Source organism: Thermovibrio ruber, assembly GCF_055380895.1.
In genome coordinates, this window is sequence record NZ_AP042397.1 from 818,100 (window position 1) to 832,716 (window position 14,617).

The 14,617-nt window shown below is 47.5% G+C and carries 25 protein-coding genes; all 25 read right to left on the bottom strand.

Annotated elements, in window-relative coordinates; translation table 11 throughout:
• Position 1: 1 nt before the first annotated feature.
• On the bottom strand, positions 2–565 hold the full coding sequence (locus ACZ424_RS04265; RefSeq protein WP_464903767.1) for an adenylate kinase: 564 nt from the start codon (positions 563–565) through the stop codon (positions 2–4).
• Complete coding sequence (secY, locus tag ACZ424_RS04270) at positions 562–1,890, bottom strand: preprotein translocase subunit SecY (protein WP_464903768.1); 1,329 nt, start codon at positions 1,888–1,890, stop codon at positions 562–564. The genes ACZ424_RS04265 and secY overlap by 4 nt, the downstream gene beginning before the upstream one ends.
• A 10-nt stretch (positions 1,891–1,900) precedes the next feature.
• Complete coding sequence (rplO, locus tag ACZ424_RS04275) at positions 1,901–2,359, bottom strand: 50S ribosomal protein L15 (protein WP_464903769.1); 459 nt, start codon at positions 2,357–2,359, stop codon at positions 1,901–1,903.
• Between the two features lies 1 nt (position 2,360).
• Positions 2,361–2,546 carry a 50S ribosomal protein L30 gene (rpmD, locus tag ACZ424_RS04280; protein WP_464903770.1) on the bottom strand — a complete coding sequence of 62 codons (186 nt, stop codon included), beginning with the start codon at positions 2,544–2,546 and terminating at the stop codon, positions 2,361–2,363.
• A 2-nt stretch (positions 2,547–2,548) separates the two neighbouring features.
• On the bottom strand, positions 2,549–3,106 hold the full coding sequence (gene rpsE / locus ACZ424_RS04285) for a 30S ribosomal protein S5 (protein WP_464903771.1): 558 nt from the start codon (positions 3,104–3,106) through the stop codon (positions 2,549–2,551).
• Positions 3,107–3,117: 11 nt separating this feature from the next.
• Positions 3,118–3,483, bottom strand: a complete 366-nt coding sequence (rplR, locus tag ACZ424_RS04290) for a 50S ribosomal protein L18 (RefSeq protein ID WP_464903772.1) — start codon at positions 3,481–3,483, stop codon at positions 3,118–3,120.
• 18 nt (positions 3,484–3,501) lie between these two features.
• On the bottom strand, positions 3,502–4,044 hold the full coding sequence (rplF, locus tag ACZ424_RS04295; protein ID WP_464903773.1) for a 50S ribosomal protein L6: 543 nt from the start codon (positions 4,042–4,044) through the stop codon (positions 3,502–3,504).
• 21 nt (positions 4,045–4,065) lie between these two features.
• Positions 4,066–4,488, bottom strand: coding sequence for a 30S ribosomal protein S8 (gene rpsH, locus ACZ424_RS04300; protein WP_464903774.1), 423 nt, complete (start codon positions 4,486–4,488; stop codon positions 4,066–4,068).
• A gap of 26 nt (positions 4,489–4,514) precedes the next feature.
• Complete coding sequence (locus ACZ424_RS04305) at positions 4,515–4,700, bottom strand: type Z 30S ribosomal protein S14 (protein ID WP_464903775.1); 186 nt, start codon at positions 4,698–4,700, stop codon at positions 4,515–4,517.
• 13 nt (positions 4,701–4,713) lie between these two features.
• Positions 4,714–5,271, bottom strand: a complete 558-nt coding sequence (gene rplE / locus ACZ424_RS04310) for a 50S ribosomal protein L5 (protein WP_464903776.1) — start codon at positions 5,269–5,271, stop codon at positions 4,714–4,716.
• Positions 5,272–5,292: 21 nt separating this feature from the next.
• Positions 5,293–5,646 carry a 50S ribosomal protein L24 gene (gene rplX, locus ACZ424_RS04315; protein ID WP_464903777.1) on the bottom strand — a complete coding sequence of 118 codons (354 nt, stop codon included), beginning with the start codon at positions 5,644–5,646 and terminating at the stop codon, positions 5,293–5,295.
• 11 nt (positions 5,647–5,657) lie between these two features.
• Entirely contained in the window at positions 5,658–6,026 is a 369-nt protein-coding gene (gene rplN, locus ACZ424_RS04320) for a 50S ribosomal protein L14 (protein ID WP_464903778.1), read from the bottom strand.
• Between the two features lie 21 nt (positions 6,027–6,047).
• Positions 6,048–6,353 (bottom strand): 30S ribosomal protein S17, encoded by a 306-nt coding sequence (gene rpsQ / locus ACZ424_RS04325; protein ID WP_464903779.1) that lies wholly within the window; start codon positions 6,351–6,353, stop codon positions 6,048–6,050.
• A gap of 11 nt (positions 6,354–6,364) precedes the next feature.
• Positions 6,365–6,565, bottom strand: a complete 201-nt coding sequence (gene rpmC / locus ACZ424_RS04330) for a 50S ribosomal protein L29 (RefSeq protein ID WP_464903780.1) — start codon at positions 6,563–6,565, stop codon at positions 6,365–6,367.
• Positions 6,566–6,568: 3 nt separating this feature from the next.
• On the bottom strand, positions 6,569–6,997 hold the full coding sequence (gene rplP / locus ACZ424_RS04335) for a 50S ribosomal protein L16 (protein WP_464903781.1): 429 nt from the start codon (positions 6,995–6,997) through the stop codon (positions 6,569–6,571).
• Positions 6,998–6,999: 2 nt separating this feature from the next.
• A complete protein-coding gene (gene rpsC, locus ACZ424_RS04340; RefSeq protein WP_464903782.1) occupies positions 7,000–7,698 on the bottom strand; it encodes a 30S ribosomal protein S3 in 699 nt (232 codons plus the stop codon).
• Positions 7,699–7,713: 15 nt separating this feature from the next.
• Positions 7,714–8,112: a 50S ribosomal protein L22 gene (rplV, locus tag ACZ424_RS04345; protein WP_464903783.1), complete on the bottom strand. Its 399-nt coding sequence runs from the start codon at positions 8,110–8,112 to the stop codon at positions 7,714–7,716.
• Between the two features lie 13 nt (positions 8,113–8,125).
• Positions 8,126–8,404, bottom strand: coding sequence for a 30S ribosomal protein S19 (gene rpsS / locus ACZ424_RS04350; protein ID WP_013537020.1), 279 nt, complete (start codon positions 8,402–8,404; stop codon positions 8,126–8,128).
• Between the two features lie 9 nt (positions 8,405–8,413).
• Positions 8,414–9,241 (bottom strand): 50S ribosomal protein L2, encoded by an 828-nt coding sequence (gene rplB / locus ACZ424_RS04355; protein WP_464903784.1) that lies wholly within the window; start codon positions 9,239–9,241, stop codon positions 8,414–8,416.
• Positions 9,242–9,257: 16 nt separating this feature from the next.
• Entirely contained in the window at positions 9,258–9,581 is a 324-nt protein-coding gene (gene rplW / locus ACZ424_RS04360) for a 50S ribosomal protein L23 (RefSeq protein ID WP_464903785.1), read from the bottom strand.
• Complete coding sequence (rplD, locus tag ACZ424_RS04365) at positions 9,578–10,204, bottom strand: 50S ribosomal protein L4 (protein ID WP_464903786.1); 627 nt, start codon at positions 10,202–10,204, stop codon at positions 9,578–9,580. The genes rplW and rplD overlap by 4 nt, the downstream gene beginning before the upstream one ends.
• Before the next feature lie 10 nt (positions 10,205–10,214).
• Entirely contained in the window at positions 10,215–10,838 is a 624-nt protein-coding gene (rplC, locus tag ACZ424_RS04370) for a 50S ribosomal protein L3 (protein ID WP_464903787.1), read from the bottom strand.
• A 15-nt stretch (positions 10,839–10,853) separates the two neighbouring features.
• Positions 10,854–11,165: a 30S ribosomal protein S10 gene (gene rpsJ / locus ACZ424_RS04375; RefSeq protein ID WP_013537015.1), complete on the bottom strand. Its 312-nt coding sequence runs from the start codon at positions 11,163–11,165 to the stop codon at positions 10,854–10,856.
• 16 nt (positions 11,166–11,181) lie between these two features.
• Positions 11,182–12,378 carry an elongation factor Tu gene (gene tuf, locus ACZ424_RS04380; RefSeq protein WP_464903788.1) on the bottom strand — a complete coding sequence of 399 codons (1,197 nt, stop codon included), beginning with the start codon at positions 12,376–12,378 and terminating at the stop codon, positions 11,182–11,184.
• Positions 12,379–12,502: 124 nt separating this feature from the next.
• The gene (gene fusA / locus ACZ424_RS04385) at positions 12,503–14,605 is read right to left on the bottom strand and encodes an elongation factor G (RefSeq protein WP_464903789.1); all 2,103 of its coding nucleotides are present in this window, start codon (positions 14,603–14,605) and stop codon (positions 12,503–12,505) included.
• Between the last annotated feature and the right edge of the window lie 12 nt (positions 14,606–14,617).

A 14,617-nucleotide genomic window follows, 5' to 3' on the forward strand; every position in this document is an offset into this window, starting at 1 on the left:
CTTAACCTTCCAAACCTAAGAGCTCTTCAATTTTCTTAGTTATTTCGTCTATTTCTCCTACTCCGTAAACCTCAACCAAGAGGCACTTCTCAGAGTAGTAGTCAATGAGGGGAGCAGTCTGTTCTCTGTAAACTTTCAGCCTGTTCCTTATAACCTCTTCCGTATCGTCTGCCCTTCCCCTTGAAAGGAGCCTCTTAACTATTTCCTCGTCGTCAACGTTCAAGTAGACAACCTTATCCAGGGGCATTGAGAGCTCTTCAAGCATCCTGTCTAAGGCCTCTGCCTGAGGAAGAGTCCTTGGGAAACCATCTAAGATGAAACCTCTTTCCCTAACGTCTGGCTGTGATAGTCTCTCCCTTATGATTCCAATAATAACGTCGTCGGGAACTAACTCACCTCTGTCCATGTAAGATTTAGCGAGCTTTCCGAGCTCTGTTCCCTCCTTCACGGCAGCCCTTAAGATGTCTCCAGTAGAGATATGGGGAACGTTATACTTCTCAGCTATTCTCTGAGCCTGAGTGCCCTTACCCGCACCAGGAGGGCCTAAAAAAACAAGCCTTATCATCTTGAACCTCCAAGGCTAAACCTTCTCTGCCGTCTGCGGAAAAAGTTCTCGTAGGAAAGAGTTAAAGCAAAGGCTTCCATTCTGCGAAGAGTGTCAAGTGCAACACCAACGACTATAAGAATTGCCGTTCCACCGAAGTAAAAAGGTAAGTGCATTCTCTGAACGATTATTAAGGGAATAATAGCAACGAGGGTTAGGAAAATAGCCCCTGCAAAAGTCAACCTTGAAACTATCCTGTCAAGGTACTTTGCCGTATCAGTTCCCGCCCTAACTCCGGGGATAAAACCGCCGGCTTTGTTAAGGTTCTCTGCAATCTCTTCCGGGTTAAAGATAATGGCAGTGTAGAAGTAGGTAAAGAAGAAGATAAGAGCTCCGTAAACCAACATGTAAAGAGTTGTCCCTGGCCTAAGAGCATCGTAAATAGCCTGGGCTATAGGGTGGTGGATAAAGCGAACAACCGTCGCAGGGAACATGAGAACGGAAGCGGCAAAGATAATGGGCATAACACCTGCCGGGTTGAGCTTTACCGGGAGATAACTTGCATACCTACCTACCGCCTGTCTGCCAACTGTTCTCCTTGCGTACTGGAGGGGAACTCTTCTCTCTGCCTCTTGAATGTAGACAATGGCGGCAATCATCAGAACGATTATGGCAACGACCCCAATGGCCTTAAAGAGGGACATATCACCGTTCTTAAGCATTGTAATCATAGTGATAACGGCATTCGGAATTCGGGAGACAATTCCAGCAAAAATGAGTAGGGAAATTCCGTTACCGATTCCCCTTTCTGTTATCTTCTCACCTAACCACATAAGAAAAGTTGAACCGGCAGTTAGAGTTGTAACGGTAACAAATATAAAGGTAAATCCGGGGTTTGGAACGACAGGAACTCCCGAAGGGCTCGTCAGACTCTGAAGCCCGATGGAGATACCCAGGGCTTGGATAAACGCAAGGAGAACTGCTCCATAACGGGTATACTGGGAAATCTTTTTTCTACCGTATTCTCCTTCTTCTTTGGCAAGTCTTTCTATAGAGGGAATTGCAACGGTTAAGAGCTGCATTATGATTGCGGAACTGATGTAGGGCATTACGCCGAGGGCAAAGACCGTAAGTTTCCGGAGAGCTCCACCGGAGAAAACGTCCATCATTCCGAAAACCGTTCCTTGAGCCCTCTGGAAGAACTCAACCAAGGCCTGAACGTTTATTCCGGGAACGGGAATGTGGGCCCCCAGCCGGAAGACGGCCAGGATAGCCAAGGTAAAGAGGAACCTCTTACGGAGCTCCGGAACCTCTGTAACGTTAGCAACTATCTTTGCTAAGTTCATTTAACTCTCCTTAATCTATCTCCTCCCAAGAACCCCCGGCAGCCTCAATCTTCTCCTTTGCAGAGGCTGAGAACTTGTGGGCCTTAACGGTAAACTTCTTGGTAACCTCACCATCTCCAAGAATTTTTACAGGGAGTTTCTTCTTAACAAGGCCTGTTTCACGAAGGAGCTCCGGAGTAATCTCCGTTCCCTCCTCAAAGGCTTCGTTGAGGTCACCAACGTTTATAACGGCGTACTCTTTCTTAAAAGGAGCATTGGAGAATCCCCTCTTTGGGAACCTCATGTAAAGGGGAGTCTGTCCACCTTCAAATCCAGGCCTCGTTCCACCCTTCCATCCAGAACGGGCAGTCTGTCCCTTCTGTCCCCTTCCCGATGTCTTTCCATGACCTGAACCGTGACCCCTACCTACACGCTTTTTCTCTTTAACTGCTCCAGGGTTTGGCTTTAAGTTATGAAGCTCAAGTCCCATTTTACTCCTCCACGGGTTCTACTTTTAGTAGTTCCTTAACTTTCTCAATCATGCCCTCAATGGCGGGGTTTAACTCCTTAACCGTTGTAGCTCCCCTCTTGTGAAGTCCAAGGGCAGCCAAAGTAGCCTTTTTCCTCTTGCTCTTTCCAGCAAGCCCCCTAATGAGGGTTATCTTAACCTTAGCCATCACTACCTCCTGACGATCTCACCTTCTTTTGTTACTCTCCTACCTGGAAGCTTCCAGCGTTTGCGGAGCTCCTCAACTGGAACGCCACGGAGCTTTGCAAACTCCTCAGGAGTTTTAAGCTGCTCAAGCCCTTTCATAACAGCCCTTACAACAGTATGGGGGTTTGTAGAACCGATAACTTTAGTAAGGATGTCTGTAACCCCTGCAGACTCAAGGACTGCACGAACAGGAGCGGAGGCAATAACTCCTGTACCAGGAGCTGCAGGCCTCATTATAACCTTTGAACCCCCAAACTTTGCCTCTACCTCATAAGGAATAGTTCCGTCAACAACAGGAATTTTAATGAGGTTTTTCTTAGCGTCCTCTGTAGCCTTCCTTATTGCGTCTGGAACCTCTGCTGCCTTTCCCCTACCAAAGCCTACAACTCCCTTACCGTCTCCAACGACAACGAAAGCCGTGAAGCTAAACTTTCTACCACCAGTAACAACTTTAGCGTTCCTATTAATGTGAACAAGTCTTTCCTTTAACTCAAGCCCTTCAGGTCTTACTCTCTTAGCCATCAACTACCTCCCTAAAATTCAAGTCCACCTTCCCTGGCACCTTCTGCCAGAGCTTTAATACGGCCGTGGTAGATGAAGCCACCACGGTCAAAAACCACCTTTGTAATACCCTTCTCAAGGGCACGCTTAGCGATGAGCTTACCTACTTCCCTTGCCTCTTCTGTCTTAGTAAGCTCAGGAAGCTTATCCCTCAACTCTCTGTCAAGCGTAGAAGCCGAAACGAGGGTAACTCCTTTAGTGTCATCAATTATCTGAGCGTATATGTGCTTAAGGCTTTTATAAACGGCAAGCCTCGGTCTTTCAGGAGTTCCAAATATTTTCTTCCTAACCCTTCTGTGTTTCTTAGCAATCCTTTCACGCCTTGTAAGCTTTGCCATTTTCTCTCCCCTCTAAGGTTACTTCTTAGCAGATTTACCAGCTTTAAGGATAATCTTCTCGCCCCTATACCTGATACCTTTACCCTTGTAGGGCTCAGGTGGCCTGAAGGAGCGGATTTCAGCTGCAACCTGACCAACCTTCTGCTTGTCAATTCCACGCACGTAGATGTTGTTCTCCCTGTCAACCTCTACCTGGATGCCTTCGGGTATCTTATAGAGGACGGGATGGGAGAAACCGAGGTGGAGCTCCAAAGTATCTCCCTTAACAAAGGCCCTGTAACCGAGACCTTTTACCTCAAGGACTTTCTCAAAACCTTTAGAAACTCCGATTACCATGTTGTTGATGAGAGCTCTCGTTGTTCCGTGGAGAGCTCTCATCTGCTTTTCATCGTTAGGCCTTTCAACTATAACCTTGTTGTCCTCAACCTTAATAGTAAGCTTTGGATTAAACGTAAACTCAAGTTGCCCCTTAGGACCCTTAACAATAACGTGGTTACCGGGCTTAACTTCAACAGTTACACCCTGAGGTATCTCAACCGGAAGCCTACCAATCCTTGACATCTCCTCACTCCTTTAATGGTTTTACCAAACGTAGCAGAGAACCTCTCCGCCTACTCCAAGCTTCCTGGCCTTATAGCCGGGAATAATCCCTTTGTTAGTTGACAGGATTGCAACTCCAAGCCCTGCCTTAACAAGAGGAATCTCATCCTTGCTAACGTAGATACGCCTACCAGGCTTAGAAACCCTCTTAATCTCGTTGATAACTCTCTCCTTATTCGGGCCATACTTCATGTGAATCCTAATTATCTTCTTCTTGTTATCAGGGTTCTTAGACCTCTTAAAAGGCTCCTCAACTATCTCGTAGTCTTTAATAAAACCTTCCTCTTTAAGAATTTTGGCAATAGCCTCGTTTACCTTTGAGTAGGGAGCGTCAACCGTCTCGTGGTAAACGAAATTAGCATTCCTTATACGGGTAAGGAAATCTGCAACGCTGTCCATCATCATGGCTCTTCTACCTCTCCTACAAGTTTTTACCAGCTTGCCTTTCTAACGCCAGGGATTTTACCCTGGAGAGCAAGTGTTCTAAAGCAGAGCCTACACATTCCGAAAGCCCTGATGTATCCCCTCGGACGGCCACAGAGGGGGCACCTGTTATACTTCCTAACCTTATACTTCGGCTCTTTCTGAGCTTTAACGATAAGAGCTTTCCTTGCCATCTACTCCTCCTAATTACTTCCTAAATGGGAATCCAAGGGCTTCAAGGAGAGCCTTAGATTCCTCGTCGGTTTCTGCAGTTGTAACGATAGTAATGTTCATTCCCCTAACCTTGTCAACTTTGTCGTAGTCAATTTCGGGGAAAACGGTCTGCTCCTCAAGGCCAAAGTTGTAGTTACCTCTTCCGTCAAAGGACTTGGGAGAGAGTCCTTTAAAGTCCCTAACCCTCGGAAGTGCCATAGAGATAAGCCTGTCTAAGAAGTCCCACATCCTGTCTCTTCTCAGTGTGACCTTAGCTCCGATAGGCATTCCCTTACGGAGCTTAAAACCAGCCTCAGACCTCTTTGCCCTCCTAACGGAAGGCTTCTGTCCTGTGATGAGGGCAAGGTCGTTCATTGCGTTCTCAAGCTCCTTAATGTTCTGAACGGCCTCACCAACTCCCATGTTTACGACGATCTTTTCAATCTTCGGAACTTCCATAACGTTCTTGTAGCCGAACTTTTTCATAAGAGCTGGAACAACTTCCTCTTTATACTTCTTTTTTAACCTTGGAACATACTTCTCTTCTGCCATCACTCCTCCTTCATTAGCGGATTACCGACCCGCCTTCTGGGGTTTGCTTATCTCGTCAATTATCTCGCCGGAACGCTTTGCGTAGCGAACTTTCTTACCGTTAACGAACTTAATACCAACCCTCGTTGGCTTACCAGTTTTAGGGTCAACCAACATAACGTTGCTAATGTGAATAGGAGCCTCTTTTTCTATGATGCCACCTTCAGGATATTTCTGGCTAGGGCGAAGGTGTTTTTTAACGAGCCTTACGCCCTCAACAATAACTCTCTCTTCCTCGGGAAGGACTTTTAAAACTTTCCCGACTTTTCCCTTGTCTTTCCCGGCGATAACAACAACCTTATCACCGGCCTTTATCTTAAACTTCTTCTTAGCCATTAGTTCCTCCCTTAGATAACTTCTGGAGCAAGGGTTGCAACCTTTGTAAACCCTTTCTGCCTTGCCTCACGGGCAACCGGTCCCAAGATACGGGTTCCGAGGGGTTCTCCCTGCTTGTTGAGCAAAACAACGGCGTTATCGTCAAACTTTATGTACGTTCCGTCAGGACGCCTTAACTCTTTCTTAGTCCTAACGACTACCGCCCTGTAAACCTCACCTTTCTTGGCAGTAGCGTTAGGAGCAGCGTCCTTAACAGTAACAACTATCTGGTCGCCAAGGGAAGCATACTTCCTGTTTGAACCGCCAAGAACCCTTATACACTGAACCCTCTTTGCACCTGTGTTGTCTGCAACGTTGAGGTATGTTTGAACCTGAATCATCGCTACACTCCTTTAAAGGATTTACTCCTCTGTAGTTCCTGAGGTTTCTTCAGAAACCTCTCCGAGCTTCTTGGCCTTCTCAATAATTTCAACCACTCTCCACCTCTTACGGCGGGAGAGAGGTCTTGTCTCCATAATCCTCACGACGTCTCCAACCTGGCATTGGTTGTTCTCGTCGTGAGCCATGTATTTCTTGGAGAACTTAACCCTTTTACCGTAAACGGGGTGACGGAACTCTCTCGTAACGCGAACAACAACTGTTTTGTCCATCTTGTCGCTTACAACTACGCCAACCCTTACCTTTCTCCTGTTAACCCTTTCTGCCATTGTCTCCTCCGTTAAGCCTTAACGCCGCGCTCTCTTAAGATTGTGAGAATGCGGGCGATTTGACGCCTCGTCTTCCTGATATCCATAGGGTTCTCAAGCTGACCAAAGGCGTTCTTAAAACGAAGTTTAAGGAGTTTCTCTTTAAGCTCCCCAACCATTTTAAGGAGCTCCTCGTTAGACTTCTGTCTCAGTTCCTCTGTATACTTCTTCATCACTTACTCCTCACCAGCTGGAGTTTCTTCCCTCTTAACGATTCTACACTTCATTGGAAGCTTGTGAATGGCAAGTCTAAGAGCTTCCATAGCAACATCTTCCGGAACACCTGCAATCTCAAACATGATGCGTCCCGGAAGGACTTTAGCAACCCAAGTCTCAACGTTACCCTTACCCTTACCCATACGGGTTTCAAGGGGTTTTTTGGTATAAGGCTTGTCCGGGAAGATGCGGATCCAGACCTTACCACCCCTTTTCATCGTCCTTGTCATTGCGACCCTTGCAGCCTCAATCTGGTTTGTAGTAACGTAGTGAGGCTCAAGGGCTTGAATTCCGTAGTCTCCAAAGGCAAGTCTGTTTCCTCTGTAGGACTTACCCTTTAACCTTCCTCTCTGCTGCTTCCTATACTTGGTTCTCCTCGGCATTAACATGGTTACTCACCTCTCGCCATCTCTTGTTTTACTTCCTTCTCAATTTTCTTGAGGAGCTCTTCAGTCTCGTCCTTGTAAACGTCTCCCTTGTAGATCCAAACCTTAATGCCGATAACACCGTACTTTGTCTTTGCAATGGCAGTGCCATAATCTATGTCGGCACGGATAGTCTGCAACGGAACTCTTCCCTCTCTGTACCACTCTTTCCTTGCCATATCGGCACCGCCAAGTCTTCCGGCACACTGAACCTTAATTCCCTTAGCTCCTGCCTTCATAGCGTCGGCAATAACCCTCTTCATTGCACGCCTGAACGCCACACGGCGCTCTAGCTGTTGAGCAACGTTTTCAGCAACGAGCTGAGCGTTGAGCTGAGGATATTTAACTTCCTCAATGTTGATGTAAACGCTCTTTCCTGTAAGATCTTCAAGGAAACGCCTGAGAGCCTTAACCTCAGCCCCCTTCCTTGCAATCAGAAGACCCGGCCTTGCAGCCCAGATCCTGATGTTAATTTTGTCTGGAGTTCTCTCAATATCTATACGGGCTATACCGGCATGGTAATACTTTTGTTTAATAAGGTTTCTTATCTTGAGGTCTTCGTGGAGAGTATCAACAAATTCCTTCTTTTTCTTGGCTACCCACTTAGACTCCCAGTCTTTTGTGATTCCAAGCCTAAATCCTATCGGGTGAACTTTCTGTCCCAAGGTTTACCTCCGAAATTACTTTTTCTCCTCAGGTTTACCTACCACAACGGTAATGTGGCAAGTTCTCCTGCGTCTGATGTTAGCCCTTCCCATAGCCCTGGGCCTTACCCTCTTCATTGTAGGGCCTTCGTCAACGTAAGCCCTCTTAACGATGAGCTCCTCAGGGTCTAAACCTTTCTGTTCGGCGTTTGCAATGGCGCTTTTCAAAACCTTTTCAACCATACGAGCAGCCTTTTTTGGGCTGTTCTGGAGTATGGCAAGAGCGTTGTCAACCTGCTTTCCTCTGATGAGGTCAACAACGAGCCTCACCTTAGAAGCAGACATCCTCGCCCTTCTCCAAATAGCCCTTGCCTCAGTCGGGGTGGTAAATCCCCTTTCACCTGCCTGATAGTAATCCCTCTGCTCAACAGCCATCTTCTACCTCTCCTTACTTCTTCTTAGCTACTTTCTGGCCGGCGTGTCCGCGGAAAGTCCTTGTAAGTGAGAACTCTCCAAGTCTGTGGCCAACCATCTGTTCTGTAACGTAAACGGGAATGAACTTCTGGCCGTTGTAAACGGCAAAGGTGTGGCCAATAAACTCAGGAACAATTGTGCAGGCCCTATCCCAAACCTTTATTACCTTTTTCTCTCCGGTTTCGTTCATCTTACGGACTTTCTTCAGTATCTTAGGGTTAACGTAGGGCCCCTTCTTTAGTGAACGTCCCATTTAAACCTCCTACTTCTGGTTACGGCGTTTAATGATAAACCTGTCTGAGTACTTCTTGGAACGCCTTGTCTTGTATCCCTTTGTAGGCTGTCCCCAAGGAGTAACAGGGTGCTTACCGAAAGTCCTACCCTCACCACCACCGTGGGGGTGGTCAACCGGGTTCATAGCAGTTCCGCGAACGGTTGGCCTAATACCGAGCCACCTTGAGCGTCCGGCCTTACCGATTACGATGTTCTCGTGGTCAAGGTTTCCGACCTGACCAACGGTTGCCATGCAGTCAAGGTGGACGAGGCGGAGCTCTCCAGATGGAAGCCTCAGTTGAGCGTAGTCTCCGACCTTACCCATAACCTGTGCAAAGGAACCTGCAGCTCTTGCAAGCTGTCCGCCCTTACCGGGCTTTAGCTCAACGTTGTGAACGATAGTACCTACGGGAATGTTCCTTAAGGGTAAAGCGTTTCCTACCTTAATTTCGGCGTCAGGCCCTGCAATAACAGTATCTCCGACCTTCAGGCCTTCAGGCCAGAGGATGTAGCGCTTCTCACCGTCTGCGTAGACTAAAAGTGCAATACGGGCAGACCTGTTCGGGTCATACTCAATAGCGGCAACCTTAGCAGGAACACCTATCTTGTCCCTTCTAAAGTCAATTATCCTGTAGCGGCGCTTGTGCCCACCACCCTTGTGGCGGCAAGTTATCCTACCTTGGTTGTTCCTCCCAGTTCCTCTAACGAAACCTACAGTGAGAGACTTCTCGGGCTCAGTCTTCGTAATCTCTGAGAAGTCTGAAACAGTCATAAAACGCCTTGAGGGCGTGTATGGCTTAAACCTCTTGATTCCCATTTTCTAACTCCTTCACTTAGAGTTTCTCAAGGTCAATCTCATAACCGGGCTTAAGGGTAACAACTGCCTTCTTCCAGTCCTTCTTCTTACCACGAAGGAACCTGATACCCTTCCTCTTACCCTTAACGATCATAGTGTTGACCTTCTCAACCTTCACGTTGAAAATCTTCTCAACGGCTTCCTTTATCTCAGGCTTCGTGGCGTCCATCGCCACTTCAAAGGTAACCTTTGTAATCTTTTTAGGTTCCTTCGTCTTAGAGCTCTTTACTTCAAGGTTTGCAAGCCTTACGCTCTTTTCAGTAATGACAGGGCGCAGGATTATATCATAGGGAGTTCTCATGATAACCTCTCCTCTAACTTAGGTAGAGTTGACTTAAAGAAGACGCACTTGTTGTAGCAGAGAACGTCGTAAACGTTGAGTCCCTCTATTGGGAGAACCTTAACGTTTGGAAGGTTCCTGAAAGACAGGTAAGTGTTCTCGTCAAGGTCTGAAGGAACAAGTAAGAGAACTTTCTCGTTCTCAAGGCCAAGGTTCTTTAAGAACTCAACGGCCTGCTTCGTCTTTGGTTTCTCAAAGGAGAAGTCCTCAACTACGATGAAGTTACCCTCTTGAATCCTTCCGGAAATAACGCTCTTGAGGGCAACTTTCCTAACCTTTTTAGGAAGGTTGTAGGAGTAGTCCCTCGGCTTTGGACCGTGGACGACTCCACCGCCGACCCACTGGGGAGCTCTGATAGACCCCTGACGTGCCCTACCTGTGTGTTTCTGAGGCCATGGTTTCCTTCCCCCGCCCCTTACTTCACCGCGGGTCTTAGTTGAGTGGGTTCCGCGCCTGCGCTTTGCAAGCTGCCACTTAACGGTTTCCCAAACGGCGTGCTGCTTTATGGGAGCTTTTGCTATCTCTTCCCTTATCTCTACAGTTCCAACTTCCTGGTTCTGAGGGTTAACTACTTTAATCTCCATCTTTCACCCCTTACTTTCCTTTGACTATTACGAGTCCACCTTTGTGGCCGGGAACGGCGCCTTTAACAAGGAGGAGGTTCTTCTCAGGAATAACGTCAACAATTTCAAGATTCTTAACGGTAACAGTTTCGTTACCGTAGTGGCCTGCCATCCTCTTACCCTTGTGAACCCTTCCTGGATCTGCACAGGCACCGATTGAACCAGGCCCCTCGTGAAAGTCTGAACCGTGGGACCTCCTACCGCCTCCGAAACCGTGGCGTTTGTGGTAGCCTGCAAATCCCCTTCCTTTAGACTTACCTGTAATATCTACCTTTTCTCCCGGCTTAAAGATCTCAACAGTTATCTTGTCTCCAACTGCGTACTGGTCAACGTTGCCAAACTTAACTTCCTTGAGCCACCTTGTAGGCTTTATACCGGCCTTCTTAAAGTGACCAAGGAGAGGCTTAGGAAACTTACTCTCATGTTTGTTTTTCTCCATAAAACCAAGCTGTAGAGCAGAGTAGCCGTCCCTCTCGGGAGTCCTCTTCTGAACAACTGTGCAAGGACCTGCCTCTATAACAGTAACAGCAATAGCTTTACCGTCTTCTGTGAAGATTTGAGTCATTCCTACTTTTCTTCCGAGTATGCCTTTCATCACTTCACCTCTTCATTAGTCAAGCTTTATCTCTACGTCAACACCGGCGGGAAGCTTCAGGTCCATTAAAGCTTCCACGGTTTGAGGTTTAGGGTTCTTTATGTCTAAGAGTCTCCTGTGCTTCCTTATCTCAAACTGTTCTTGAGAGTACTTGTACTTGTGTGGAGACCTGATAACGCTCCACCAGGAACGTTTAGTAGGAAGTGGAATAGGACCGGCAACGATGGCACCGGTCCTCTTAACTGTATCTATTATCTCCTGAACTGATCTATCTAATAGCCTGTGGTCGTAGGCCGTTAACTTTATTCTGATGCGGTCCTGAGCCATAACTACCCCTCTCTAATTAGTCAAGAATTTCCGTAACTACGCCAGCTCCTACCGTCCTTCCACCTTCACGGATCGCAAACCTTAACCCTTCTTCTATAGCTACAGGCTTAAGTAGCTCTACCTCAAACGTTACGTTATCCCCAGGCATTACCATCTCTACGCCTTCAGGCAGCTTAACCTTTCCCGTTACGTCTGTCGTCCTGAAGTAGAACTGGGGCTGATATCCGTTGAAGAACGGCGTGTGCCTTCCTCCTTCTTCCTTTGAGAGAATGTAAACTTCTGCCTTGAACTTCTTGTGAGGTTTGATGGAACCAGGCTTTGCTACTACCATTCCCCTCTCTACTTCGTCTTTACCTACTCCACGGAGCAGTACTCCAATGTTGTCTCCAGGAAGTGCCTCGTCAAGCACTTTCCTGAACATCTCTATTCCTGTCGCTACTGTCTTTATAGGCTCTTCCTTTAAACCAACTATCTCTACTTCTTCTCCTACTGTAAGCTTACCCCTCTCTACTCTTCCCGTTACGACTGTTCCACGTCCAGAGATTGAGAAGACGTCCTCTATTGGCATGAGGAATGGCTTGTCTACTTCTCTTACAGGCTCAGGTATGTATTCATCAAGGGCGTTTACCAGTTCATAGATAGGCTGACAGTCTGGGCAGTCTGCTGATGTGCACTCAAGGGCTTTTAACGCTGAACCTCTGATTACTGGTACTTCGTCTCCCGGGTAGCCGTACTCTGAGAGAAGTTCCCTTACTTCAAGCTCAACAAGCTCAAGTAGTTCTTCGTCGTCTACCATGTCTACTTTGTTGAGGAATACTACGATGTATGGAACGTTTACCTGTCTTGCAAGGAGAACGTGTTCTCTCGTTTGGGGCATTGGACCGTCTGCTGCTGATACTACGAGGATTGCTCCGTCCATCTGGGCTGCACCGGTAATCATGTTTTTGATGTAGTCTGCGTGACCGGGACAGTCTACGTGGGCGTAGTGGTACTTGTCTGATTCGTACTCTACGTGGGCTGTTGCGATTGTGATTCCCCTTTCCCTCTCTTCTGGGGCTTTGTCAATTTGGTCGTAGGATACTTCTTGTGCCTTTCCTTGGAGTGAAAGGCAGTGGGTAATTGCTGCTGTAAGGGTTGTTTTTCCGTGGTCTACGTGACCAATTGTTCCCACGTTCTTGTGGGGCTTCGTCCTTTCAAACTTTTGCTTCGCCATGGTTATTCCTCCTAAATAGCCTTATTGGTTTGTAAAAGACCAAACTTCTTGCAGGCTGGTATTATATGCAAAGTTACTAACTTGTAAAGGGGAAAAGAAAAAGCCCCCAGGAGGGGGCTAATAGTTACTTACTTCTTTCTCCTATTATCTGCTCAGCCACGTTTGGTGGAACCTCCTCGTAGTGGCTGAACCTCATTATGTAGGTTGCCCTACCTTGGGTCATTGAACGAAGGTCTGTAGCATAACCGAACATCTCTGCAAGGGGAACTAAAGCTCTAATAACTTGAGCGTTACCCCTTGCCTCCATTCCCTGAACTCTTCCGCGGCGCTTGTTGAGGTCTCCGATAACGTCTCCCATGAACTCCTCTGGGGTCGTTACCTCAACCTCCATAATGGGCTCAAGGAGAACTGGATTAGCCTTTTTAGCTCCTTCCTTAAAGGCAATTGAACCGGCTATCTTAAAGGCCATTTCAGACGAGTCAACCTCGTGGTAAGAACCGTCAAAGAGGGTAACCTTAATGTCCGTCATCGGGTAGCCGGCAACGACTCCCGTTTCCATTGCCTCCCTTACTCCAGCCTCGACAGCTGGAATGTATTCTTTAGGAACGACACCACCCTTAATTGTCTCATAGAACTCAAAACCTTTACCCCTCTCAAGGGGCTCAATTTTGAGCCAAACGTGACCGTACTGACCTCTACCACCTGTCTGTTTGATGAACTTACCTTCAGATGTTACTTCACTCTTAATTGTTTCCCTGTAGGCAACCTGAGGCTTACCTACATTTACGTCAACTCCGAACTCTCTCTTTAAACGATCAACGATAATCTCAAGGTGGAGCTCTCCCATTCCGGAGATTATCGTCTGCCCGGTCTCGTGATCCATAGAAACCCTAAAGGATGGGTCTTCTTTTGCAAGTTTTTGGAGAGCAATGGAGAGCTTTTCCTGGTCTGCCTTTGTCTTTGGCTCAACAGCTACAGAGATAACCGGCTCTGGAAACTCCATAGCCTCAAGGAGTATCGGGTGTTCTGGGTCGCAGAGGGTATCTCCTGTGTAGGTCTCCCTCAAACCGACTGCAGCAGCAATGTCTCCGGCACCTAAAACCGGAATCTCCTCACGCTTGTTTGCGTGCATACGGAGAATCCTTGCAAGACGCTCCTTCTTATCTCTCGTAGCGTTGTAGACGTAGGAACCAGATTCCATAAGACCTGAATAGACCCTTACGAACGTAAGCTGACCAACGTATGGGTCTGTAAGGATCTTAAAGGCAAGTGCTGCAAATGGAGCATCGTAGGAAGCCGGTCTTTCCTCTTCCTCACCAGTCTTCGGGTTAATCCCCTTAATTGGAGGAACGTCAAGTGGAGATGGGAGGTAGTCTACAATAGCGTCAAGGAGTGGCTGAACCCCCTTGTTCTTGAAAGCAGAACCGCAGAGCATGGGGAAAAATTGGAGCTCTATAGTTCCCTTCCTGAGGGCGGCCTTAATTTCGTCTTCGGTAATCTCCTCACCCTCAAGGTACTTCATCATTATCTCTTCGTCTACGTCTGCCAGAGCCTCAAGCATCTTCTCACGCCACTCTTCGGCAACTGGAAGGAGGTCCTCAGGTATCTCCTCGTAGTGGTACTTAGCCCCTAAGGTCTCCTCTTCCCAAACGATTGCCCTCATAGTGATAAGGTCAACGACTCCTTTAAACTCGTCCTCAGCTCCAATTGGAATCTGAACGGGAACTGGCTTTGCTCCGAGCTTCTCCTCAACTTCACCAACAACCCTGAAAAAGTCTGCACCTATACGGTCCATTTTGTTGACGAAGATGATCCTCGGAACCCTATACTTATCTGCCTGACGCCAAACAGTTTCTGTCTGAGGCTGAACTCCACCAACTGAACAGAGGATCGTTACGGCACCGTCAAGAACCCTAAGTGAACGCTCAACCTCGATGGTAAAGTCAACGTGCCCCGGGGTGTCAACGATGTTGATACGGTGGTCTCTCCAGAAGCAGGTTGTTGTAGCAGAGGTGATAGTAATACCTCTCTCCTTCTCCTGCTCCATCCAGTCCATCTCGGCCGCACCCTCGTGAACCTCTCCTATCTTGTGGATACGGCCGGTGTAGTAGAGAATACGCTCGGTAGTCGTAGTTTTACCAGCGTCAATGTGAGCAATTATTCCAATGTTCCTAACCTTTTCCAGGGGAACCTTAATCTGTTTTATGAGAGCCTGCTGCTTGCTCAACTTCTCCTCCTA